The organism is Xanthomonas melonis, from assembly GCF_020783655.1.
Classification (GTDB): domain Bacteria; phylum Pseudomonadota; class Gammaproteobacteria; order Xanthomonadales; family Xanthomonadaceae; genus Xanthomonas; species Xanthomonas melonis.
On the sequence record NZ_JAJGQH010000012.1, the window covers coordinates 54460 to 79404 of the forward strand.

Genomic DNA, 24945 nt, shown 5'->3' on the forward strand with positions numbered 1-24945 from the left:
TTTCGAATAAAATATTTGTCAACGAAAATATGTTGGCCGCAATTAAACCAGACGCAAGGGTTGCCACCATACGCCGCGCCCACGCTGGCCTGGTAATACAATTGCGCCAATGCCTATCGAAAACCGGCCAACCACGACCGTCGACGCCTTGCCGCCCGGCGTACGCGACAGCTTCGAGTGGGCCGATGGCCCGGTGCTGATCGCGTTCCTGGCCGATCTGCGCGCGGTCTGGGCGCCGGAGACCGCCTGGCATGCGCATGTGCGCGGCCAGCTGATGTTCGTTGAACACGGCGTGCTGACCGTGCACACCGAACAAGGCAGCTTGTCGCTGCCGCCAGGCTGTGCCGGCTGGATGCCGCCGGGCCGGCAGCACACCGTGGAGCTGGCCGGGCCGCTGCGTGGCTGGGGCGTGGTGATACGACCGGACGCCTGCCATGGCCTGCCTGAGCAGATCGGCGTGATCCGGCTGACCGGATTGGCACGCGAAGCGATCATGCGCGCTGCCGGCTGGCCCCTGGATCAGCCGCTGGACGCAGCCCGGCAACGCTTGGCCGCGGTGTTGCTGGACGAGCTATGCCAGGTGCAGATCGACCACCTGCATCTGCCCATGCCGGCCGACCGTCGGCTGCTGCGCATCGCACGCCAGTTGCTCGAGACCCCCTCCGATCCGCGCCCGCTGGAGGCGTGGGCCGCCTGGGGCGGGCTGTCGCCGCGTAGTCTGAGCCGGCATTTCCGTGCCGAGACCGGCCTGAGTTTTGCGCAGTGGCGGCAGCAGGCCCGGCTGGCCGAAGGTCTGCGCCGGCTCAGTCAGGGCAGCGCGGTGGCCACGGTGGCCGACCAGCTCGGCTACAGCAGCCCCAGCGCCTTCGTCAGCGTGTTCCACCGCCATTTCGGCGCCCCACCCATGCGCTATCTGGCTGGCCCCGACGCGCGCGGCTTGGCATCCCCCGCCGCATCCGGATAATCGGCGCTCTTCGAGTCCGCGCCCTGGCGCGGGTTCTTCTTCACGCAGGACCTGGCTTTACATGACCGATCTGACCCGCCCCACCTTCCACGGCTTCGAACAGCTGCCGCTACGCGAATACGCCGAACGCGCCTATCTCGACTACTCGATGTACGTGGTGCTCGACCGCGCCCTGCCATTCCTGGGCGACGGCCTGAAACCGGTGCAGCGCCGCATCGTCTATGCGATGAGCGAGCTGGGCCTGAACGCGGCCGCCAAGCCGAAGAAGTCCGCGCGCACCGTGGGCGATGTGATCGGTAAATACCACCCGCATGGCGACAGCGCCTGCTATGAGGCGCTGGTGCTGATGGCGCAGCCGTTCTCGTACCGGTATCCGCTGATCGAAGGCCAGGGCAACTTCGGCTCCACCGACGATCCCAAGTCGTTCGCGGCGATGCGCTACACCGAATCCAAGCTGACCCCGATCGCCGAAGTGCTGCTGGGCGAGCTCGGCCAGGGCACCACCGACTGGGCGCCCAACTTCGACGGCACCCTGGAAGAGCCCACCTGGCTGCCGGCGCGTCTGCCGCACCTGCTGCTCAACGGCACCACCGGCATTGCGGTCGGCATGGCCACCGACGTACCGCCGCACAACCTCAACGAGATCGTCAGCGCGCTGCTGCGCCTGCTCGACGACCCAGATGCCAGCGTGGCCGAGCTGTGCGAACACGTGCGCGGACCGGATTACCCCACCACCGCCGAGATCATCACGCCGCCCGCCGACCTGCGCGCGATCTACGAGACCGGCCATGGCAGCGTGCGCGCGCGCGCCACCTACAAGAAAGAACACGCCAACATCGTCATCGACGCGTTGCCGTACCAGGTCTCGCCGTCCAAGGTGATCGAACAGATCGCCCAGCAGATGCGCGCCAAGAAGCTGCCGTGGCTGGAAGACATCCGCGACGAATCCGACCACACCAGCCCGGTGCGGGTGGTCCTGGTGCCGCGTTCCAGCCGCGTGGATGCCGAGCAGCTGATGGGCCATCTGTTCGTCACCACCGATCTGGAACGCAGCTACCGCGTCAACCTCAATGTGATCGGCCTGGATGGCCGCCCGCAGGTCAAGAACCTCAAGCACCTGCTGAGCGAATGGCTGAGCTTCCGCAGCAACACGGTGACCCGCCGCCTCAACCATCGTCTGCAGAAGGTCGAGCGCCGCCTGCACCTGTTGGAAGGCCTGTTGGTCGCCTTCCTCAACCTGGACGAGGTGATCCGCATCGTCCGCAGCGAGGACGAACCCAAGCCGGTGCTGATCGCCCGCTTCGCGCTGAGCGAGGAACAGGCCGAATACATCCTGGAAACCAAGCTGCGCCAGCTGGCGCGCCTGGAAGAAATGAAGATCCGCGGCGAGCAGGAAGCACTGGCCAAGGAACGCGCACAGATCCTGGCCATCCTGGACAGCAAGCCCAAACTGAAGAAGCTGATCAAGGACGAACTCACCGCCGACGCCAAGAAGTTCGGCGACGCGCGCCGCTCGCCGCTGGTGCAGCGTGGCGCGGCGCAGGCGATCGACGAAACCGAGATGGTCGCCAGCGAACCGATGACCGTGGTGCTGTCGGAAAAAGGCTGGGTACGTGCGGCCAAGGGCCACGAGGTGGACCCGGCCGGCATGTCCTACCGCGAAGGCGATGGCCTGCTGGCGGCAGTGCGCAGCCGCAGCACGCATCAGGTAGCCTTCCTGGATTCGGACGGGCGCGCCTATTCCACCGCCGTGCACACCCTGCCCTCGGCGCGCGGCAACGGTGAGCCGCTGACCGGGCGCTTCTCGCCGGCCTCGGGCGCGGCGTTCCAGGTCATGGCCAGCGCCGACAACGCCGCCCGCTTCGTGCTGGCGTCCTCGCACGGCTACGGCTTCGTCACCCGCTTCGAGAACCTCACCGGCCGCAACAAGGCCGGCAAGGCGATGCTCAATCTCACCGCCGGTTCGCATGTGCTCACGCCTGCACAGGTGAGCAACCCGCAGACCGACCGGATCGTTGCGGTCACCAGCGCCGGCAACCTGCTCGCCGTGCCGGCCACCGAAGTGCCCGAGCTGGACAAGGGCAAGGGCAACAAGATCATCGAGATTCCCAAGGCCAAGCTCGGCACCGAGCGCGTGGTCGCGGTGGTCGCGGTGGCACCCGGCAACACGCTGCTGGTGCGCAGCGGCGCACGCACCATGAGCCTGTCGTTCAAGGATCTGGATACGTATGTGGGCGCGCGTGCCAGCCGTGGTTCGTTGTTGCCGAGGGGGTGGCAGAAGGTGGATGGGCTGGAGGTGCAGTAGTCACGGGTATTGACTCGCCGGACGCGCAGCGACGCGGCTGTGGCTGCCGTCGCCTCGGATCACTGAGGCGCGGCACGCAGCCGAGGCAGAGAATCACCCGCGTTGCAGCGGATTGGCCCGGAGATTCACTGCTGTACGCGGATGGCCAAGAATCGAAAGCCGGCGGTCTTATCCAGATCGATATGCAGTACCGTGGATTCGAGCGATGCGCCTGGCTGCAAAACGCACTCCGCCGCCCGCAACACTGGCTAACCCTGACGCGCTGCCCACACAAGCGCACTCTTTATCAGTGCGATACCGCACTGCATTGCACCGATACGACGAGACCATGGATACAGACTTCTGGTTGCAACGTTGGCAGGACGGACAGATCGGCTTTCACCAGGATGAGGTGATGCCGCTGCTGCAGAAGCACTGGCCGGCACTGCAGCTGCCACACGCTGCACGCGTATTGGTACCGCTGTGCGGCAAGACGCTGGACATGCATTGGCTGGCCGCGCAGGGACATCGCGTGCTGGGCGTGGAGCTGTCGCCGCTGGCCGTGGCGCAGTTCTTCGCCGAAGCGGGCCTGCAGCCGCAGCGCCACGCCAGCAATGCCGGCGAGCACTTCATTGCCGGCCCCATCGAGATCATCTGTGGCGACGCGTTTGCGCTGGATCCCAGCGTGCTGGCCGATTGCAGCGCGGTGTACGACCGCGCCGCACTGGTGGCGCTGCCCGCCGGCCTGCGCCGGCAGTACCTGCAGACGACCTACGCGCGCCTGCCGGCCGACTGCCGCGGCCTGTTGATCACCCTGGACTATCCGCAGGCCGAAAAAGCCGGCCCGCCCTTCGCGGTGGATCCCGGCGAAGTGCACGCGCTATTCGATGCGCAGTGGCGGGTGCAGCGACTGGAACAGCGCGACATCCTCGACCAGGAACCGCGCTTCCGTGCCGATGGCGTGACCGCCCTGTCCACCGCGGTGTATCGCCTGCAACGCCACTGACTGCGCCCGGTGCGCTGCTGGCAGTGGCGCAGCGCATCCGGACCGGCGGCGGCCCATCGGCGCACGGCCTTGCAGGGCCGGGGCGGAGTTCCGCGCGCGATCAGCCGGCCACGTGGCCCTTGTCGATCTTCGAGGTCTGGTACAGCTCCAGGCCGATCCGCTTGATCAGGCCCAGCTGCTGTTCCAGCCACCAGGCGTGGTCTTCTTCGGTGTCCTGCAATTGCTTGAGCAACACGTCGCGGCTGACGTAGTCGCCATGTTCTTCGCACAGTTTCATGCCGGCGGCGAGCGCGGCACGCACTTCGTATTCCACGACAAGATCGCGTTCCAGCATTTCCACCACCGTCTTGCCCGGAGTGAATTCGGCCGGGCGCATGTCCGGATCGCCTTCCAGGAACAGGATGCGCCGCAACAACGCGTCCGCGTGTTCGGTTTCTTCCTGCATCTCGTGGTTGATGCGCTCGTACAGCGCCATCAGGCCCTGATCCTCGTAGCGGCGCGAATGCAGGAAATACTGGTCGCGTGCCGCCAGCTCGCCGCGCAGCAGCTGCTTGAGGTAATCGACGACTTCGGGATGGCCTTTCATGGTGTGCTCCAGCGACGCAATGCGCGCATGGTGCCCTATGCGGCCAGGCAATGATCTAATCGGAATCACTTTCAGTTGCGCTTGCGGCCAGACGCACCACGATCATGCCCGGCAGCCACACTTGCACCTTTCGTGAGGGAACGACGATGCGCCAATGGCTGGTCCGGCTGTCGCTGGGATTCGTGATACTGGCATTGCTCGTCGTTGTGTGCGTCTACTTGCTGCTGCGCGGCAGCCTGCCGCAGTTGGACGGTGCCGCCGCGCTCGGCGGGCTGGATACCGCGGTACAGGTGCAGCGCGACGCCAATGGCGTGGTCACCATCGATGCGCGGAGCCGGCTCGATGCGCTGCGTGCGTTGGGCTACATCCACGCACAGGAACGCTACTTCGAGATGGACCTGATGCGCCGCGCGCCGGCTGGCGAGCTGTCCGAACTGTTCGGTGCCAAGGCGCTGGAGCTGGACAGACGCAATCGCGTGCATCGGCTGCGCGCACGCGTGCATGCCAGCCTGGACATCGCCGTCGGCAGCCAGCGCGACGCGCTGCAGGCCTATACCGAGGGCGTGAACGCCGGGCTGGCAGCCCTGCAGGTGCGGCCATGGCCTTACCTGCTGCTGCGCCAGCGCCCGCGCGCCTGGACCCTGGACGACTCCATCCTGACCGGCATGGCGATGTACGCCGATCTGCAGGACAACGACAACCAGACCGAACTGGCGACCGCGCGCATCCGCGCCGTGGTGCCGCCGGCCCTGGCCGCACTGCTCGATCACCAGGGCTCCAGCTGGGACGCGCCCCTGTTCGGTCCGGCACAGGGCGATGCCGTGCTTCCCGACGCAACCGCGCTGGACCTGCGCCGCCTGCCGCATGCCCCCGCCATGCCGCGCGCCGAGCCGCCCACCCCGGGCAGCAACAACTTCGCCGTGGACGGCACGCTCACCGCCGACGGCCGCGCCATCGTCGCCGACGACATGCATCTGGGATTGCGCGCACCCAATATCTGGTTCCGCGCGCGGCTGCGTTACCCGGATGCCGAGGCAGCGGGCGGCAAGGTGGACGTCACCGGCTTCACCCTGCCCGGCCTGCCTGCGGTGGTGGTCGGCAGCAATGGGCACGTGGCCTGGGCATTTACCAACAGCTATATCGATACCGCCGACTTCGCACGCATTCCGGCGCCCGCGCCCGGGCATCGGCAGGCGTTGACCACGCATGTCGAAACCATCCGCGTCGCCGGTGCAGCGCCGGTGCAGTTGCGGGTGCGCGAGGCGGCCTGGGGACCGATCGTGCACGTCAACCCGGATGGCAGCCTGCTGGCGTTGCGCTGGGCGGCGCAGCTGCCGGGCGCGATCGGCCTGGATTTTGCGCAGATGAGCAGTGTCGGCGACCTGGAAGATGCGTTCGCAGTGGCAGACCGCTCGGGAATTCCCGCGCAGAACCTGCTGGTGGCAGACCGCAGCGGACGCATCGCCTGGCGCCTGATCGGCGCGCGCCCTGCGCGCAATGCGGGCTGCAGCCCCAGTGGCATCTCCGAATTGGCGAGCTCGTTCGCCGGTGCGGCTGCAACCTCGCCCGCGCCTGCCCAGGCGGCAACGCCGCCCCCGCCAACCGGCTGCCAGCCCTGGCCGGTGCGCAGCGACGCGGCGCCTGCCTTGATCGACCCACCCTCGCACCGGCTGTGGACCGCCAACAGTCGCGTCGTCGACGCGCAACAGCTGGCCATCCTCGGCAACGCCGGCTACGACCTTGGTGCGCGGGCGCAGCAGATCCGCGACGATTTGTTCGCCAGACAACGCTTCACCGAGCGCGACTTGCTCGCGATCCAGCTGGACGACCGCGCCCTGCTGCTGACCCGCTGGTGGCAGCTGCTGCGCGGCGTGGTCGAACACAGCAAGGATCCGGCGCTGCAGCAGATCGAACGCGCCACGCGGCAGTGGGACGGCCGCGCATCCGCCGGATCGGCCAGCTACCGCATCGTGCGCGACTTCCGCAGCAACACCATCGCAACGGTGGAAGCCGGTTTGCTGGCGCCAGCCAGGTCCGCGCTGGGCGAGGCGTTCCAGCCACCACGGCGTGCACAGCTGGAAGGCATCGTCTGGCCATTGCTGCAGCAGCGCCCGGCGCATCTGCTGCCACCGGGCCATGCCAGCTGGGATCGGCTGCTCATCGATGCCGCACGCGATGCGCAGACCGCGCTGCTTGCGCAGGGCGAGCCGGGCCAGTCGCTTGCCGATCACACCTGGGGCGAGCGCAATACCGCCGCCATCTGCCACCCGATCGCGCGCGCTTTGCCACTCGTCCAGCGCTGGCTGTGCATGCCACCGGATCAACTGCCGGGCGATCGCGACATGCCACGCGTGCAAGGCCCGGCATTCGGCGCCTCCGAACGCATGGTGGTGTCGCCCGGCCACGAGCAGGACGGCATCGTGCACATGCCGGGCGGCCAGAGCGGACACCCGCTATCGCCATTCTGGGGTGCAGGACACGACGATTGGGTGCATGGCCGGCCGACGCCATTTCTGCCGACCGCTACCCGCCATACGCTGCAGTTGCAGCCGGAATAGGCGTGGCGTATTGCCTCGTCGATCGACACGCGCGCAACCCGCGCTGCGGGCGCTGGCCGGGGCGCGGAACGGGAGCTGGAGAAGAGGACGCACCCACGTCATGCGACCGGTCGCCTGCGATGCCACGCATTCCGCGCCGGCCTCAACCAGCGTTCCATGTCGACGAACGGCTTGCTAGGTGACAGACGGCACCTGGCTGCGCGCGCACCCTCATCCGCCCTTCGGGCACCTTCTCCCCGCGGGACAAGGGATGAGCGCTCCAGTCCATCAAGCGAGCACAACATGCTAAGATGCATTTGATAACCATTCCCATTAGTGATCAATGCGCCCCACGCTTCTTGTCACCGCGCTCGCCGTCGCCCTGGCTTCAACCTCCCCCTGCGCCCTCGCCCAACAACGCACCGGCGCTGCAACCGTCACCGACCTGGATGGCGTCAACGTGGTCGGCCGCGCGCAGACCCTGTACAAATCCGAAGACGCAGCGGTGGCGACACGTACCGACACGCCACTGGCGCTGGTGCCGCAATCGGTGCAGGTGCTGCCGCGCGAGCTGATCGACGATCAGGCCGCACGCCAGATCACCGATCTGTATCGCAGCATCAGCGGCATCAGTTTCTTCAGCTACGCCGGCGTCACCTTGCGCGGTTTCCGGCAGGAAAACGTGCTGTACGACGGCTTGCGCGGCGATCCGTATGCGGGCTTCTCGGTGCCGCAGCTGTTCAACATCGAACGCGTGGAAGTGCTCAAGGGACCGGCCGGCGCCCTGTACGGCGGCGGCGAACCGGGCGGCGTCATCAACTACGTCACCCGCAAGCCTGCACATCAGGCACAGCGCCGGGTGGAGCTGCAAGCAGGCAATCAATCCTTCGGCGCGGCCTCGTTCGAAGCCACCGGCCCGGCGCGCGAGGACGGCCGCGTGCGCTACCGCATCGGCGCCTATGCCGACGGCGAAGACGGTTTCCGTTGGAACACCGACAGCCAGAGCCAGATCGGTGATGCATCGGCGGCACTGGATGTTGGCGAGACCGGCGAACTGACCCTGCAGTACACCGACATCACCCAGAACCTCGGCGGCAACCGGCTGCGCGGTGTGCCGGTGGACGATGCCGGCACCTTCCTCACCAACCGCCGCTGGAACCACAACGAGCCTACCGACTTCCTGGACATGCGCGCCAAGGTGGCGTTCGCGCAGTATCGCTTCTCACCGTCCAGCGCATGGGATCTGGACATGGCGCTACGCTGGTTCAAGAACGACGAACACCAGATCTATCACGAGCCGATGGGGCTGATCGATCGCAACCGCGACGGCACCGCCGAGTGGATGACGCGCCAGTTGCGTAACCAGTACCGCGACAACGATGCGATCTCCAGCAACGTCAATGCGGTGTTCCGCACCAGCACCGGCGACATCGCGCACAAGCTGCTGATGGGCGCCGATTACTACCGGCTGGATGCCGACTTCCGCGCGCAGACCGCCAATACCGCAGATACCGGGCGTGTCCGCGGGCCGGTGCCGGGCATCGACCTGTTCAACCCGGCTTATGGCCGCAGCGGCTTCTACGACTACGGCCTGGACACGCTGCCCTGGCGCGCCACCAGCACCCGCAGCCAGCGCTACGGCGCCTATCTGCAGGATGAACTCACCCTCACCCCGCGCTGGCATGCGATGGCGGGCCTGCGCTGGGACGGCTTCAAGGACGACAACCGGCTGGATGATTCGCGCGTCACCGGCAACGATCTGAGCTGGCGTCTCGGCAGCACCGTGGTGTTGCGCGAGGGCATCAATGCCTACGCCAGTTACGCCAGCGGATTCGTGCCCCAGGATGCTGCCAGCCAGGACGCCAGCGTCGGCGGGCCCTTCGAACCGGAGCGCAGCACGCAATGGGAGCTGGGCCTGAAGACCTCACTCTACGATGGTGGGCTCAGCTTGAACACCGCGCTGTATCGCATCGAGCGAAGCAACATCGTGCAGGCCAACGGCGCGATCGTGGACGGCGTCAACCAGCTGTCCGCGCTCGGCCTGGTCCGCAGCGAGGGACTGGAAGTGGATCTGCTGGCCGACCTCACCGAGCGCTGGGTCTTCAATCTTACCTACGCCTACAACGACGCACGCGTCATCGATGCCGGCACCAACGGCATCACCAACGCTTCCGGCGATCGTTTCGCCAATGCGCCACGCAATACCTTCGGCCTGTGGACACGCTACGATCTGCCGGCCTGGCGCTCGGCCATCGCCTTCGGCGCCGACTACGTTGGCGAGCGCGTCAGCCTGGAGGGTCAACGCGTCAAACCGTACGCCATCTACGACATCAGCTGGCAGACCCAGTGGGACGCGTGGAAGCTGCAGGTCAACGTCAAGAACCTGTTCGACAAGGTGTACGCAGTGAGCGGCTTCAATGCACGCGGTGGGCACTTCCCCGGCGAGCCGCGACGCATCTACGCGCAGCTGGCTTACAGCTTCTGAGCGTGGCGCACCGCGACGGCGTTCGTCGCATCTGGTCGCGGCGAACGCCCTGCGGTCGCTGCCGCATGGCGGACGATCGGTGCCGCGTCGCCAGCCAGGCAATGAACCTGCGCCCAATCGGACGGGCATGCATGGGCTGGAACTTAACGTCGCGTGGGACACACTAGAGGCCGTCGCGATCGAAGCCGCATGCCAGCGCGATCGCCCTCCTCTCCCCACTGACCGGAATCCGCATGCCCCCGCTTGCCCGCACCGCTTCCGCCTTGCTGCCGCTCGTGTTCGCCGCTGCCTGCTCGGCCGCGCCGCCCGCTCCTCCCGGCCCTCCGCCGGCACCGGTCGCCAGTTGCACCGCCAAGGTGAAGCCGGGGCAGAGTCTGCAAAACGCCATCGACAAGCTGCCGCACAGCGACACGCCGTCGGTGCTCTGCCTGGACAAAGGCGAGTTTCCACTGAACGGGCTGGTCTCCATCCACCGCGGCAATCTCACCCTGCGCGGCAAGGGTCCCGCCACCGTGCTGCGCATGGCCGATGGAGTGCAGCAACCGGTACTGGTGGTCGGCGACTACGAGAACCAGCAGCCGACCGGAGTGATCCGCAATGTCAGCATCGAAGACATGCAGATCGTCGCCAGCACCGGCGACAAGGAATTCATGCCCGAGCGTCCGTATCTGAGCAATAGCGCGGTGGTGGTGCGTTCCGGCCAGGGCATCCGCCTGGCCGGCCTGCAGGTCAACAAATGCCGCAGCGCCTGTCTGTTGAGCGAGTACGACACGCGCGAGATCACCATCGAGAACAACGACGTTTCCGGCGCGATCTGGGACGGCGTGTCGTTCAACCGCACTGCCAAGGTCACGATGGTCAACAACTACATCCACGACAACGTGGCCGCCGGCCTGACCACCGAACATCTGGAAGACAGCGAGATCCGCAACAACCGCTTCGAGCGCAACGGCAGCCAGGGCATCTACCTGTCCGATGCGCGACGCAACCGCTTCAGCAACAACGTGTTCGATGGCAACAAGGCCGCCGGCGTGTTCCTGGCCTGTGCCATCCGCTACCGCACGCCGGAAATCCTGTGCTGGGACAACAGCATGAGCCAGGACAACGTGTTCGAGAACAATCGCTTCGCCAATACGCCGTTCACCTACACCATCGGCGTGGACCGTGCGGCCAACTGCACTGCGGCCGACTTCAAGCCGAATCTGTGGCGCAACAATCAGGCCGATGTGGCAGGCGTGGATATCGAACCACAGCGTTACGGTTACTGCGTGCGCCACGAGCAATAAGAGCAGCCGGCGGCGCCAGGGCGGGCACCGCCCGCCGCCGTTGCAACGGATCAGGACGCCAGTGCCTGCGCATGCACGCCGGCGATGGCACGGCCGGAAGGATCGGCCATCGCGGCGAAACTCGCATCCCAGGCAATGGCCGTCGGCGAGGAACACGCGATCGACTTGCCACCCGGCACCGTCTCGGCCGCCGCCTGGCCCGGGAAGAACTGCTCGAACAGGCTGCGATAGAAATACGCTTCCTTGGTCTGCGGCGGATTGACCGGGAAACACCGGTCCGCCGCAGCCAGCTCACGATCGCTGACATGCGCAGCGGCGTGTGCCTTGAGCCCGTCGATCCAGCCGTAGCCCACGCCGTCGCTGAACTGCTCTTTCTGCCGCCACAGGATGGAATCGGGCAGGTAGCCGGCGAACGCCTCGCGTAGCACGCCCTTCTCCATGCGCGTTGCGCCGCTGCTGGTCTTGTCGATCATCTTGTCGCTGGCGTCCATGCGCATGGCCACATCCAGGAACTCGCGATCCAGGAAAGGCACCCGCGGCTCCACCCCCCAGGCCATCATCGACTTGTTGGCACGCAGGCAATCGTAGTTGTTGAGCGCGTCGAGCTTGCGCACCAGCTCCTCGTGGAATTCGCGGGCGTTGGGCGCCTTGTGGAAATACAGGTAACCGCCGAAGATTTCGTCGCTGCCTTCGCCCGACAGCACCATCTTGACGCCCATGGCCTTGATCCGCCGTGCCAGCAGAAACATCGGCGTGGAGGCGCGGATGGTGGTGACGTCATAGGTCTCGATATGGCGTATCACTTCCGGCAACGCATCCAGCCCCTCTTCGAAGGTGTATTCGAAGCCGTGATGCACGGTGCCGATCGCCGCGGCCGCCACTTCGGCTGCGGCGAGATCGGGCGAGCCCTTCAGGCCGATCGCGAACGAATGCAGCCGCGGCCACCACGCCTCGGTAGTGTCGTTCTCCTCGATGCGATGGCGTGCGTAGCGGGCGGCAACTGCGGCAACCAGCGACGAATCCAGGCCACCGGACAACAGCACGCCGTACGGCACGTCGGTCATCAGCTGGCGGTGCACTGCCCGCTCAAAGGCCTGTCGCAATTCCTGCAGCGGCACCTGCACGCCCTCCACTTCGCCGTATTCGCGCCAGGCGCGCTCGTAGTAGCGGCTGAGCGCGCCGGTGGCGCTGTCATACCAATGGCCGGGCGGGAACTGCGCCGCATCGGCGCAGGTATCCACCAAAGACTTCAGCTCCGAGGCCACCCGCAGCCGCCCTTCGCGATCATGTCCCCAGTACAGCGGCACCACGCCGATCGGATCACGCGCGATGATCACCCGCCCGGCCGCCTTGTCCCATAGCGCGAACGCGAAGATGCCGTTGACACGGTTGAGGTACGAGGCTGGCGCGTCCTCGCGGTACAGCGCATTGATCACCTCGCAATCGGAGCCGGTCTGGAACGCATACGGCTGCAGCAGTTCGGTCTTGAGTTCGCGATGGTTGTAGATCTCGCCGTTGACCGCCAGCACCAATTGCCCGTCTTCGGACAGCAACGGCTGCGAACCGCCGGCCGGGTCGACGATGGCCAGGCGCTCATGCACCAGGATCGCGCCGCTGTCGACGTACACACCGCTCCAGTCCGGGCCGCGATGGCGTTGCCGCTGCGAACACTCCAGCGCCTGCCGGCGCAGTGCCTGCAGATCGTCGCCGGGTTGCAGGTCGAAGATACCGAAGATGGAACACATGGAAACACTCCTGATGACACAGCGGGATTGATGGCCGGTGGCTAGCGTGCTGCACGAAAACGACACCCATAAAAAAACCCGCATCGGCCGATGCGGGTTTTCTGGTTCCTGGGCGTTTGGTGGTACTTCGCCTAGTCGCAGACCCGCATCGGCCGCGCACGATTATTCGCGCGCAGGCCATTGCGGTTGGCATTAATGAGGTTGGCGAGGCGGACGACCATGCAGCTGACGCTAACCCTTCGTTTTGACTGGCGCAACTGTTTCAGCGGCAACGACGCCGTGCCCGCGACCACTCACTCGATCAGCAAGCGCTCGATCAGCGTGCGGTACAGCGCCGGCAAAGCCTCCAGATCGGCCACACGTACGTGCTCGTCGACTTGATGGATGCTGGCATTGACCGGGCCCACCTCGATGCACTGCGCGCCCAGCGGCGCGATGAAGCGCGCATCGGAGGTGCCGCCGCCGGTACTTTCCTCCGGCGGCGCGCCGGCGAACTGGCCCAGCACCTCGCGTGCGACGCTACGCAGGCGGCCTTCCGGGGTATAGAACGGCTCGCCACTGCGATGCCAGCGTAGCGAATACTCCAACCCGTGGCGGTCGAACATGGCGGTGATTTCCGCCTCCAATCGCGGCGCGTCCCAGTGCGGGGTGTAGCGCAGGTTGAAGGCAACCTGCAGCTCGCCGGGAATCACGTTGTTGGCGCCGGTGCCGGCATGGATATTGGAAAGTTGCAGGCTGGTGGGCGGAAAACTTTCGAAGCCCTGGTCCCACTGCCGGGCCACCAGTTCGACCAGTGCCGGCGCGGCCTGATGGATGGGGTTGCGCGCCTTGTGCGGATACGCCACGTGCCCCTGTACGCCGCGCACCGTCAGCGTGCCGGACAGGCTGCCGCGCCGTCCCACGCGCAACAGGTCGCCCAGCCGCTCGGTGGACGAAGGCTCGCCGGTGATGCACCAGTCGATGCGCTGCCCACGCGTGCGCAGCAGCTCGGCCACGCGGCGCACGCCGTCGATGGCATCGCCCTCTTCGTCGGAGGTCAGCAGTACCGCCAGCGTACCGGGGTGATCCGGATGCGCAGCGGCGAATCCTTCGGCGGCGATCGCGAACGCAGCCACGCTGCCCTTCATGTCGGCCGCGCCACGTCCATACAGCACGCCGTCGCGCACCTGCGGATCGAACGGATCGCTGGTCCAGGTCTCGCGTGGCCCCGGCGGTACCACGTCGGTATGCCCGAGCAGCACCAGCACCGGCGTGCCGCTCCCGTGCGTGGCCCACAGATTGTCGACCTCGCCCAGGCGCAGGTGTTCGCAGGCAAAGCCCGCCGCAGCCAGCCGCTCGGCGAGCAGCGCCTGGCAGCCGGCATCGTCGGGCGTCACCGACGCGCGGGCGATCAGGTCACAGGTCAATTGCAAGACGTCGCTGGTCATCGTGATCTCTTGCCGGTGGATGCATGCCGCGCATGCGTGGAAACGGGCAGCCTGCGCTTGCACGCAGCACTGTGCAGCCCATCAGGCGAAACGATGGCGCCGCATTGGCGTCAGCCGATCGAAAAGCGCGCCTTGAAACCGTTGTCGGAGAAGCCCTGGCTGACGGTGCCGTCGTCGGTCACTACCACCGGGCGGCGGATCAGTTGCGGGTACTCGCGCAACAGCAACTTCCACTCCGCCTCAGAACCGGGCGTCTTCTTGTTGTCGGGCAACTGCCGCCAGGTAGTGGAAGACTTGTTGATCAGCGCGTCGAATCCGCCCGCCTTGCCAGCCCACTCCAGCAGTGTTTCCGGCGACGGCTTGTTGTCACGGTAATCCACAAACGTATGCGCGACACCGAAACGGTCCAGCCACTTGGTGGCTTTCTTGCAGGTGTCGCAGTTTTTCAATCCGTAGAGCGTGGTCATCTCTGTTCCCGGTAAATCGGCCTATAAAGCCCCTCTCCTGTTGGGAGAGGGGTTAGGGTGAGGGGACGGGCGAGGCCTTGTGCAGACCCTGCATCAGGCTTCGCTCGCGCCCTCATCCGGCGCTTCGCGCCACCCTCTCCCCGTGGGAGAAGGAAAGCACTCGCGCCGTCACCTACCGCGCGACTATCTGCAGAATTATCTCCGCAGGGGAAAAGGAATTAGTCCGCCAACCCACGCAGCAGCTCGTTGACGCTGGTCTTGCTGCGCGTTTTCGCGTCCACCTGCTTGACGATCACCGCGCAATACAGCGAGTGCGTCCCGTCCTTGGACGGCAGCTGTCCGGAGACGACCACGCTGTAAGGCGGCACGTAACCGTAGGAAATCTCGCCGGTAGCGCGGTTGTAGATGCGCGTGCTCTGGCTGATGAACACGCCCATGCCGATCACGCTGTGATGACCGATGACCACGCCTTCGACCACCTCCGAACGCGCACCGATGAAACAGTGGTCTTCGATGATGGTCGGGCTGGCCTGCAATGGCTCGAGGACGCCGCCGATGCCGGCACCGCCGGACAGATGACAATGCTTGCCGATCTGCGCGCACGAGCCCACCGTGGCCCAGGTGTCGACCATGGTGCCCTCGCCGACATGGGCACCGATGTTGGTGAAGCTGGGCATCAGCACCACGTCCTTGCCGAAGTAGCTGCCGCGCCGCGCCACCGCACCCGGCACCACGCGCACGCCGGCCTTGCGGAACTCCGCTTCGTGGAAGTCGGCGAAGCGTGACTCCACCTTGTCCCAGAACGGCGCCGGCTGGGCGTCGATCACCGCCATCTCGTTGACGCGGAAGTACAGCAGCACCGCCTTCTTCAACCACTCGTTGACGGTCCAGCCACCCTGCCCGTCCGGCTCGGCCACGCGGAACTCGCCGCTTTCCAGGCCGTCGATCACGCGGTTGACGATGGCGCGGGTCGAGCCTTCGATCTCGTCCACGGTGAGGGTGGCGCGGCGCTCGAAGGCACTTTCGATGCCGAACTTCAATTCGTCGTTGCCCACCTGCAGGGCGGCCTGCATGGCCTGCTCGGCGATCGGCTGCTTCTTCGCGGCAGCGGCTTTCTTGCTGGCCGGCGCCGCCACCACGGTGGTCGGCCGGCTGGCCACGCGCGCTGCACCGGCGACCTTCTTCACCGCAGCTTTCTTGGCGACGGCAGGCTTGGACGCCGCTTTCTTGTCGACAGCCGCCAGCGGTTTCGCCTTGCCGGCCGGCTTGGTGCTGGCGACGGTGCTGCTGCGCGTGCCGGTGCGCTTGGACGCGGCGCCGGCGGTGGTCGCGCTGGACTTGCGCGCGCTCTTCTTGGTGGTGGCCATGGGGGGGTCTCCGGAAGGTACTAGGCGGGGTCGAGACAGGCGCACAACGCATCGCGCAGGGCCTGCCGGGCGGATTCTGACAACGGGCGGTCGTGCTCGTCGGTGATCTGGAACTGGTCTTCGGCACGCTCGCCGAAGGTGGCGATGCGTGCGTCGTGCACGCGCAGGTGCTGCATGCGCAACACGTGTGCCACATCGGCGAGCAGGCCGGGGCGGTCGGGTGCGACCAGGCTGATACGGGTGCGGCGCCCGCCGGCGCTTTCGCTGAACTCCACCCGTGGGGCGAAGCGGAAATGCCGCAGCTGGCGCGGTACCGCGCGCCGCGCCGGCCGCACCTTCGCCAGGTCGCCTGCCAGTACCTGGCGCAAGGTGGCGGCCAGCCGCTGCGGGTCGCCGTCGGCAAAGCTGTCCTGCGGCAAGACTTCGAACACGTCGAAGATCGCATCGTGCGGTGCGTCCAGCACGCGCGCGCGGTGGATGCCGTAGCCCTTGCGGTCCAGCGTGGCCACGATCGCCGAGAACAGGCCGTCGCGGTCGGGCGAGTACACGAACACTTCCAGCGCATCGTTGTCCGGCACCGCGCGCCGCGCCTTGACCAGGGTCTGGCCGATCTCCACCTCGATCAGCGAGGCGGCCTGCCAGGCCAGTTGCTCGGGCCGGAAGCGCAGGAAGTTCTCGTCCGGCATGCCGGCGAACTGACGATCGATGGTGACATCGTCATGCCCTTGCGCCTGCATCAGCGCACGCGCCGATTCGCGCGCTTCGCGCAGGCGTTCCTCGCGCGGCGGCGGGTGTTCCAACCCCTCGCGCAAGGCGCGACGTGCAGCGAAATACAGGTCGGCCAACAGGCGATCCTTCCACGCATTCCACAGCTTGGGACTGGTGCCGGCGATATCGGCGCAGGTCAGCAGATAGAGGTAATCCAGGCGCTCGCGCGTGCCCACCAGCGTGGCGAAGCGATGGATCACCTCAGGGTCGGAGATGTCCTGCTTCTGCGCGGTGACCGACATGCGCAGGTGCTGCTCCACCAGCCAGGTCACCAGCTCGGTATCGCCTTCGCTCAGGCGATGCGCCAGGCAGAACGCACGCGCATCCACCGCCCCGAGTTCGGAATGATCGCCGCCACGGCCCTTGGCGATGTCGTGGAACAGCCCGGCCAGCAACAGCAACTCCGGCTTGCGCAGGCGCGGCCAGACTTCATGGGTGATCGAAAAACGCTCGTCGGCGCGGCCGGCAGCGAACAGGGCGATGTTCCGCAGCACCATCAAGGTGTGCTGGTCCACCGTGTAGACGTGGAACAGATCGAACTGCATGCGCCCGGAGACGCTGGCGAAGGCGGGAATCCACTGCCCCAGCACGCCCAGCCGCGCCATGCGGTTGAGCGTTTCCACCGCACGCGGGCCGCGCAGCAGCGCCATGAAGCGCTCGCGCGTGGCCGCATCGGCCACGTCGTAGGCCGGCAGCTCGTGCAGCACCTCGGCCAGCGCGCGCGCAGTCAGCGAATGCAGCCCACGCACCTCGCGATGCGCCGCCCATTGCGCGAATAGCGCGAACACCTGCAGCACATCGCCCTCGGGCCAGCTGTCGGCATCGGCGGCCAGATAGCCACGCCGCAGGCTGAAACCAGCGCCCAGCGGCTCGGGCACCGCCTCGCCATCGAATTGCTCTTCGAACCGTTGCAACAACCGGTCGCTGACGCGACGGATCACCGCAGCGCTGCGGTAGAAGCGCTGCATCATCTTTTCCACGCCCAGGCTTTCCAGGTCGTCGGCATAGCCCAGGCGCTGCGCCAGGGTCTTCTGGTAATCGAAACGCAGGCGCTCTTCCGGACGGTTGGCGACGATGTGCAGGCCGAAGCGCAGCCGCGCCAGTTCTTCGCGCTCGCGCCGCAGCGCCACCGCTTCATCGAAACCCACATGCCCAAGGCCGACCAGGGCCTCGAGATCCTTGACCCCGAACGCGCGCAATGCCATCCAGCCCAGCGTCTGCAGATCGCGCAGGCCGCCCGGGCCGTCCTTGATGTCGGGCTCGAGGTTGTCGGCGGTATCACCGAAGCGCTGGTGACGCGCCAGCAATTCCTCGCGTTTGGCCTGGAAGAAATCGCGCGGCGGCCAGACCCGCTGCGGCGCGATCGCCGCCGTCAGGGCCGCACGCGCGGCGCCGTCGGCGACCAATGGGCGCGACTCGATCAACGCGGTTAACACGGTCTGGTCAGCGGCGGCAGCAGTGCACTGCGCGGGCGAACGCACCGCATGGCTGATCGGCAGGCCCACATCCCATAGCAATGCGAACAGGCGGGCCAGCGCCTGCTCATGCTGCTGCTGGGCGGCGCCCTCGCCGAGGATCAGCACATCCACATCCGAGCGCGGGAACAGCTCACCGCGCCCGTAGCCGCCCACCGCATGCAGCGACAGGCCACTCTCGGCCGGGATGCAGCGGATCCAGGCGTTGCGCATCAGTTGATCGACTGCGCGCGCGCGCAGGGCCACCAGCCGCTCGATCGGCTCGCCCTGATCGAAGCGTTTGCACAGGCGCATGTCCGCATGCACCAGCAGCGGACGGGCCTGAGCGGCCCAGTCCGCGTCGCCGGCGACGCCCGGGTCGGGTCGCTCCGCCGGCGCGTCCGTCATACCGGCGCGGGCGAATTGGCCGACAGCGTCAGCACATCCACGCCGTCTTCGGTGACGGCCACCATGTGTTCCCACTGCGCGGACAGCTTGCGGTCCTTGGTCACCACGGTCCAGCCGTCGGGCAGGGTCTTATGGTGATAGGTCCCTTCGTTGATCATCGGCTCGATGGTGAAGGTCATGCCCGGCTTGAGCACCAGGCCCTCGCCCGGACGGCCGTAATGCATCACCTGTGGCTCGTCGTGGTAGACCTTGCCGATGCCGTGGCCGCAATAGTCACGCACCACGCTGAAGCGCTCGGCTTCGGCGAACTTCTGGATCGCATGGCCCACGTCGCCCAGCGTGGCGCCCGGCTTGACCGCACGGATGCCGCGCCACATGGCTTCATACGTGGTTTCCACCAGCCGTTTGGCCATCACCGAGGGCGTGCCCACGTAATACATTCGGCTGGTGTCGCCATGCCAGCCATCCTTGATGACGGTGACATCGATGTTGACGATGTCGCCCTCCTTCAGGACCTTGGCCGCGCTTGGAATGCCGTGGCAGATCACGTTGTTGACCGAGGTGCACACGCTCTTGGGAAAGCCGCGATAGCCCACGTTGGCAGGAATGGTGCCCTGCACGTTGATGATGTGGTCGTGGCAGATGCGGTCCAGCTCGGCCGTGGTCACCCCCGGTTTCACATGCGGGGCCACCACGTCGAGCACCTCGGCGGCCAGGCGGCCGGCGATACGCATCAGTTCGATTTCTTCTTTGGTTTTCAGATTGACGCTCATGGGGGGGATTATCGCCGATTCGGGCTGAATCTGAACGACCCGTGCCCAGGTTGTTCGGGGCGCCGCCTGACCACCACGCAAGCAGACCGGGCAGCAGGAAACCGCCACCACTCCCTATTCATCCGTGACGATGTGCACGCAGCGTCAAATTAAGTACTAGCGAAGTCATGCGCAAGACATCCCACTTCCGACAAAAGCGCCAGCGAAAACAGGTAGATGCAAGCTGAATTCGCCGTTATGTTTGGCACGGCGGATGCATTGCATGGGATGCGACGAGTGGTCGCGTCATCAATGACCTGACCGGTCAAGGAAATGTCCATGCGTACTGTCCGCCCTGTCCTGCTGTCCCTCGGCCTGTTCTCGATCGTCGGCGTCGCGAACGCAGCAGATACCACCACCTTCAACGTCAAGATCGCCGTGACCAAGGCCTGCACCATCACCGCCGCTTCCGCTACCGACGTGGACTTCGGTTCGGTGCTGTCGACCTCGACTGCCAATGCCGATGCCAACGGCAGCGTGACCGCCCAATGCACCGCCTTGACTCCCTACAACATCGCACTGAGCGCAGGCAGCAACGCGGGCACCGCCAACGACGTCACCACCCGCCGGATGAAGAACGCCGATCCGCTGGTCACCACCAACAACTACATCGCCTACCAGCTCTACCAGGATCTGGGCCGCAGCACCGTCTGGGGCAGCACCACCGGCACCAACACGCTCAGCCGCACCGCTACCGGCATCAATCAGGTCTACCCGGTCTACGGCCGCGTGACCAACCCCTCGGCCAACAACCCCGCCACCGGTAGCTACCAGGACACGATCACCGCCACGATCATCTACTGAGGCCACGCATGCCACTGCCCCCCCTGCCATTCCGCCTGCCGCCCTGGCTGATCCCGGCCGTGTTGGCGCTGCTGCTGGTGCCCGGTAGCGGCTGGATGTTGCCGGCGGCGCACGCGGCCAGCCTGCAGCTGGCGCCGACCTCGCTCAGCCTGAGCGCGGAACAGTCTGCCGACGGGCTGTGGCTGAGCAATAGCGGCGGGGCGCCGGTACAGGTACAGACCCGCGCCTATCGCTGGACCCAGCGCGACGGCCAGGACCAGCTCGAGCCGACCCAGGAGTTGCTGGTCAGCCCGCCGATGCGCACCCTGGCCGCCGGCGAACGCCAGCTGATCCGGGTGATCCGTGCCGGGCCACCGCCGACGGGCGAGGAACGGTGCTACCGCATCATCGTCGACGAACTGCCCAGCGCCGACGCCGACCGCAAGGGCATGCAGTTCGTGCTGCGCTATTCGGTGCCGATCTTCGTGCTGCCGCCCGGCAGGGGCGAGCCGACACCGAAGCTGAGCGCGGAGGTGATCGCCGGCGACGACGGCACGGCGCAGATCCAGATCCGCAACACCGGCGACGGGCATGCCCAGGTCGCGGACCTGCAGCATCGCGTCGACGGCGCCACCAGGACCGCGTTGAACGGCCTGGTCGGCTATGTCCTGCCCGGCCAGACCATGCGTTGGTCGCTGGGCGCCCCGGTGGCGCAGTTCGCGCGCGGCTCCATCGTCGCAAGGATCAATGGTGAGGCCGACGAACGCACCTTGCTGGCCGTGCCAGCAGCCCCGTGATGCGGCCCTGCTGGCGATGCTGCTGCTCGCCACCACCGGCTGCCCGGGTACCGTCGCGGCCAGCGATCTGGCCGATATGACCACGCTGCCGGACCTGCCCGTGCGCAGCGCTGCTGCCCAGCCGCAGACGCTGTATCTCGATGTCACCCTGAATCAGGCCGATCGCGGCCTGGCACCGTTCGAACTGGTGGATGGCCGCCTGCGTGGCTCGGTCGAAACGCTACGCAAGCTCGGGTTCGTACTGGCCGACCGCGCGCCCGAGGAAACGATCGAACTGGACAGCCTGCCCGATGCGCAGGTGCGCTACGACGCCGCATTGCAGCGACTCGCCCTGCAGGTGCCGCTGGCGCAGTTGTCGCTGTCCACCACGGTGTTGAAGGCCGAGGAGATCGCCCCACCCGATGCGACCGCCTCGCCCGGCGCGCTGCTCAATTACGACCTGTACGCCACGCGCAACACCGGCGCCAGCAGCGTGTCGCTGGCCACCGAGCTGCGCGGCTTCGGCATCGGCCGCGGCATGATCGATACCACTGCCGTCTTTCTGGCTTACGACCGCCCCCAGGACGAGCGCTGGCGCAGCGAGGCGGTGCGCCTGGACAGCGCCTGGCAGATGGATTTTCCCGAAACCGCCACCAGCCTGCGGGTCGGCGATTTCTATAGCGGCTTCGTCGACTGGAGCCGCTCGATCCGCCTGGGCGGGGTGCAGATCGGGCGCAATTACGCCCTGCAACCGTATCGGGTGCTGACCCCGACGCCCAGCTTTCTCGGCGAAGCGGCCGTGCCCTCCACGGTGGAGCTGTATGTCGATGGCCTACGCCAGTACAGCGGCCAGGTGCCGGCCGGCCCCTTCCAGCTGGCCGCGCAACCGGGCATCAGCGGCACAGGGCAGGCCCAGATCGTGGTGACCGACGCCTTCGGCCGCGTGCGCCGCCTGGACTTCGCCTTCTATGGCACGCCGCAATTGCTGGCGCGCGGCATCTCCGAATGGTCGGCCGGCATCGGCCATCTGCGCCGCGATTACGGGGTGCGCTCGTTCTCCTACGCCTCTCGACCGGTGGCCAGCGCCACCCTGCGCCGCGGCCTGCGCGACGACTTCACCATCGAGGCGCACACCGAAGCCGGTGGTGGCGTGGTCACCGCCGGTGCCGGCGGCATCTGGCTGCTCGGCGCCGGCGGCGTGGTCAATGCCGCTTACGCGCATAGCCGCATGCACGACTTGCGCGGCGGCCAGTACGTGCTGGGCTATGCCTGGAACAACCGCCGCTTCAACTTCAACCTGGGCACCCAGCGTACCCACGGCGCCTATCGCGATCTGGGCGCGCTGCAAGGCAGCGTGCCAGCGCGCATCAGCGACCGGGCGGTGGCCGGCGTCAACCTGTCGTCGATCGGTTCGCTGGGCACCAGCTATGTCCGGCTGAGTTACCCGCAGGGCGACACCTCGCGCTACGCCAGCGTGTTCTGGTCGCGCAGCTTCGGGCGCAACTGGGCGGCCAACCTGTCGGCCAACCAGAACCTGGACGTACGCAGCGACCGCAGCATGTATCTGTCGCTGTCCACCACCTTCGGCGAGCTGCGCCAGGCCAGTGCCTCGATGCAGCGCAACGGCAACCGCACCGGTCTGGTGGCCGACGTCAGCCAGCCGCTACCCGGCGATGGCGATCTGGGGGGCATCGGCTGGCGCGTACAGGGGCGCGCCGGCGACGACGCCAGTGGCGGACTGGCCGAACTGGGCTGGTTGAACCGGGTGGGCCGTTACACGCTGGGCGCGGCCAGCCAGGACGGCGACACGTTCGGCTACGCCAGCGCCAGCGGCAGCCTGGTCTGGATGAACGGGCGCGGTTTCGCGGCGCGCGACATCCAGGACTCCTTTGCGGTGGTGTCCACCGATGGGCAGGCCGGCATCCCGGTCCGGCTGGAAAACCGCCTGATCGGCGTGACCGACGCACGCGGCACGCTGCTGGTGACGCCCCTGCAATCCTGGCAACGCAACCAGCTCTCGATCGACACTCTGGACCTGCCGGCCGAGCTGCGCGTGGACCGGGTCGACACCACGGTCACCCCGCGCCAGCAATCCGGCGTGGCGGTGCGCTTCGGCATCACCCGCGTGCAGGCAGCGGTCATCGTGCTGCACGACGCCACCGGTGCAGCGCTGCCGGTCGGCAGCGTGGCGCAGCGCGAGGGCGACGCCGCACAGGTGGTGGTCGGCTACGACGGCGAAACCTATCTGGACAACCTGCGCGGCGACAACCGCATCCTGGTCGACACGCCCCAGGGACGTTGCGTTGCGACGTTCACCTACCCCGCGGCTGCAGGCGGCATTCCGCGGGTGGGTCCGCTGCCCTGCCTGCCCGAGCGAGCGCCATGACCATGCATGGACGCCGCGGCGCGCTGCTGGTGCTGATCCTGGCCATGCTGTGGCTGGCACCCTGCGCCGTGGCGCGGGCCGACACCGTCTGCACCGTCACCCTGGGCACGCCGCTGGCATTCGGCAACGTGGCCGCCAACGGCGCCACCGATGGGGTGGCCACCTTGAATGTGTCCTGCGCCACCGCCGCGCTCAGCGTGCTGGGCAACGCGCGGGTGACGCTGTGCCTGGACCTGGGCGCCGGCAGCGCCAGTGCCGGCGTGTACACACCGCGACGCATGAGCAATGCCACCGGCGACAGCCTGGGCTACCAGATCTACAGCGATGCGGCGCGTACCCAGATCTGGGGGGCGACCGGCTCGACCACGCCATCGCCCCTGGTTCTCACCTTCGCCTATCCGGTCCCGGTCATCACCGGCGGCTCCCAAACCACCACCGTCACGCTGTACGGGCGCATCCCGGGCAACCAGATCCTGTCGGTGGGCAACCACACCAGCACCTTCGGCGGCGCCGATACGGTGGTGCGCTACGCCTACAACGAAAGCATCATCGGCGGCATCCAGCAGCCCGCCGACTGCAATGCCGCCGGCAGCGGCACCAAGACCGCCAGCAATGCCTTCCCATTCACCGCATCGGCCAACGTGCCGGCGCGCTGCAATACCTATGTCACCACCGACCTGGATTTCGGCAGCATCGCCGGCAGCATCGAAAGCGCCATCGACCGCAGCTCCACCATCAGCCTGGCCTGCACCAACCGTACCGCCTGGAACATCGGCCTGGATCTCGGCAGCAATGCCAGCGGGGGGGCCCGCCGCATGCGCCACGCCAGTAGCGCCAACTACATCGTCTATGAGTTGTACCGCGATGCCGGGCGCAGCAACCGCTGGGGCAGCACGATCGGGGTCGATACCCTGGCCGGCACCGGCAATGGCGTGGCCCAGACGGTCACCGTCTACGGGCGTGCGCCCGCTCCGCAACTGCCGATCGCCGGCAACTACAACGACACGGTGACCGTCTCGATCACTTACTGAGAGTTAATAAAGTTCGCTTCGGCGGCGTCGTTATCTGCTACGACTCCAGTGCAAACGATTGCCTTATGACGCCGATCGCCTTTCTGCAGCGCCTGATGCTGGCCACCCTGGTTTGCGGGGCGCCGGCGGCCTACGCGGCCGGCAACCGCGGGCCGGAGAATTCCACCCTGCACATCGGCCTGCGCCTGCTCAGCGGCTGCGAACTGCGCACCACGCCACCGCGCGCCAGCTGCTCCAGGGGCACGCCCATGGCGATCGCGCCGCCAGCACGCAGCGCCGACGACGCTGCGTCCACCACTGGTCAGGACGCCAGCGCCCTGGCCGGCCCAGCTCCCGCCGACGCTGCGCGCGTCACCACCATCGCCTTCTGAGC

Annotated in this window: 18 protein-coding genes; 11 read left to right on the forward strand and 7 right to left on the reverse strand. The window is 67.0% G+C overall.

The window, feature by feature from the left end; genetic code table 11:
• Positions 1 to 109 precede the first annotated feature (109 nt).
• The 3 genes from LL964_RS13135 to LL964_RS13145 all read left to right on the forward strand — a co-directional run bounded on the left by LL964_RS13135 (position 110) and on the right by LL964_RS13145 (position 4254).
• Positions 110 to 964, forward strand: a complete 855-nt coding sequence (locus tag LL964_RS13135) for an AraC family transcriptional regulator (protein WP_104588031.1) — start codon at positions 110 to 112, stop codon at positions 962 to 964.
• A gap of 61 nt (positions 965 to 1025) precedes the next feature.
• On the forward strand, positions 1026 to 3269 hold the full coding sequence (gene parC / locus LL964_RS13140) for a DNA topoisomerase IV subunit A (protein ID WP_104588032.1): 2244 nt from the start codon (positions 1026 to 1028) through the stop codon (positions 3267 to 3269).
• A 328-nt stretch (positions 3270 to 3597) separates the two neighbouring features.
• Complete coding sequence (locus tag LL964_RS13145) at positions 3598 to 4254, forward strand: thiopurine S-methyltransferase (RefSeq protein WP_104588033.1); 657 nt, start codon at positions 3598 to 3600, stop codon at positions 4252 to 4254.
• A gap of 100 nt (positions 4255 to 4354) precedes the next feature.
• Here LL964_RS13145 and bfr read toward each other — a convergent pair whose 3' ends face one another.
• Entirely contained in the window at positions 4355 to 4840 is a 486-nt protein-coding gene (gene bfr, locus LL964_RS13150; RefSeq protein WP_064509054.1) for a bacterioferritin, read from the reverse strand.
• A gap of 146 nt (positions 4841 to 4986) precedes the next feature.
• On the opposite strand from bfr, the gene LL964_RS13155 reads away from it, so the two are divergent.
• The 3 genes from LL964_RS13155 (at position 4987) to hpaM (ending at position 11148) form a co-directional block, all read left to right on the forward strand.
• Positions 4987 to 7398 (forward strand): penicillin acylase family protein, encoded by a 2412-nt coding sequence (locus LL964_RS13155; protein WP_104588034.1) that lies wholly within the window; start codon positions 4987 to 4989, stop codon positions 7396 to 7398.
• 322 nt (positions 7399 to 7720) lie between these two features.
• Entirely contained in the window at positions 7721 to 9862 is a 2142-nt protein-coding gene (locus tag LL964_RS13160; protein WP_104588035.1) for a TonB-dependent siderophore receptor, read from the forward strand.
• A gap of 233 nt (positions 9863 to 10095) precedes the next feature.
• Positions 10096 to 11148, forward strand: coding sequence for a type III secretion-associated outer membrane-bound protein HpaM (hpaM, locus tag LL964_RS13165; protein ID WP_104588036.1), 1053 nt, complete (start codon positions 10096 to 10098; stop codon positions 11146 to 11148).
• Positions 11149 to 11198: 50 nt separating this feature from the next.
• Here hpaM and asnB read toward each other — a convergent pair whose 3' ends face one another.
• The 6 genes from asnB to map form a co-directional block, all read right to left on the reverse strand.
• Positions 11199 to 12893 (reverse strand): asparagine synthase B, encoded by a 1695-nt coding sequence (gene asnB / locus LL964_RS13170; RefSeq protein ID WP_104588037.1) that lies wholly within the window; start codon positions 12891 to 12893, stop codon positions 11199 to 11201.
• 293 nt (positions 12894 to 13186) lie between these two features.
• Positions 13187 to 14320, reverse strand: a complete 1134-nt coding sequence (dapE, locus tag LL964_RS13175) for a succinyl-diaminopimelate desuccinylase (RefSeq protein ID WP_104588038.1) — start codon at positions 14318 to 14320, stop codon at positions 13187 to 13189.
• 110 nt (positions 14321 to 14430) lie between these two features.
• On the reverse strand, positions 14431 to 14787 hold the full coding sequence (locus LL964_RS13180) for an arsenate reductase (RefSeq protein WP_104588039.1): 357 nt from the start codon (positions 14785 to 14787) through the stop codon (positions 14431 to 14433).
• Between the two features lie 218 nt (positions 14788 to 15005).
• The gene (gene dapD / locus LL964_RS13185) at positions 15006 to 16154 is read right to left on the reverse strand and encodes a 2,3,4,5-tetrahydropyridine-2,6-dicarboxylate N-succinyltransferase (protein ID WP_146092392.1); all 1149 of its coding nucleotides are present in this window, start codon (positions 16152 to 16154) and stop codon (positions 15006 to 15008) included.
• Positions 16155 to 16174: 20 nt separating this feature from the next.
• Entirely contained in the window at positions 16175 to 18784 is a 2610-nt protein-coding gene (locus LL964_RS13190) for a [protein-PII] uridylyltransferase (protein ID WP_104588040.1), read from the reverse strand.
• Positions 18781 to 19557: a type I methionyl aminopeptidase gene (gene map / locus LL964_RS13195; protein ID WP_104588041.1), complete on the reverse strand. Its 777-nt coding sequence runs from the start codon at positions 19555 to 19557 to the stop codon at positions 18781 to 18783. The genes LL964_RS13190 and map overlap by 4 nt, the downstream gene beginning before the upstream one ends.
• 318 nt (positions 19558 to 19875) lie before the next feature.
• Between map and LL964_RS13200 the strand changes: the two genes are divergently transcribed.
• The 5 genes from LL964_RS13200 to LL964_RS13220 all read left to right on the forward strand — a co-directional run bounded on the left by LL964_RS13200 (position 19876) and on the right by LL964_RS13220 (position 24943).
• Positions 19876 to 20400, forward strand: a complete 525-nt coding sequence (locus tag LL964_RS13200; protein WP_167395376.1) for a Csu type fimbrial protein — start codon at positions 19876 to 19878, stop codon at positions 20398 to 20400.
• A gap of 8 nt (positions 20401 to 20408) precedes the next feature.
• Positions 20409 to 21176, forward strand: a complete 768-nt coding sequence (locus LL964_RS13205) for a fimbrial biogenesis chaperone (protein WP_146092393.1) — start codon at positions 20409 to 20411, stop codon at positions 21174 to 21176.
• Between the two features lie 16 nt (positions 21177 to 21192).
• Entirely contained in the window at positions 21193 to 23541 is a 2349-nt protein-coding gene (locus LL964_RS13210; RefSeq protein WP_104588044.1) for a fimbria/pilus outer membrane usher protein, read from the forward strand.
• On the forward strand, positions 23538 to 24572 hold the full coding sequence (locus tag LL964_RS13215; protein WP_167395377.1) for a Csu type fimbrial protein: 1035 nt from the start codon (positions 23538 to 23540) through the stop codon (positions 24570 to 24572). Before LL964_RS13210 ends, LL964_RS13215 begins: the two co-directional genes overlap by 4 nt.
• 65 nt (positions 24573 to 24637) lie before the next feature.
• Positions 24638 to 24943, forward strand: a complete 306-nt coding sequence (locus LL964_RS13220; RefSeq protein ID WP_104588045.1) for a hypothetical protein — start codon at positions 24638 to 24640, stop codon at positions 24941 to 24943.
• The last annotated feature ends 2 nt before the right edge of the window (positions 24944 to 24945 follow it).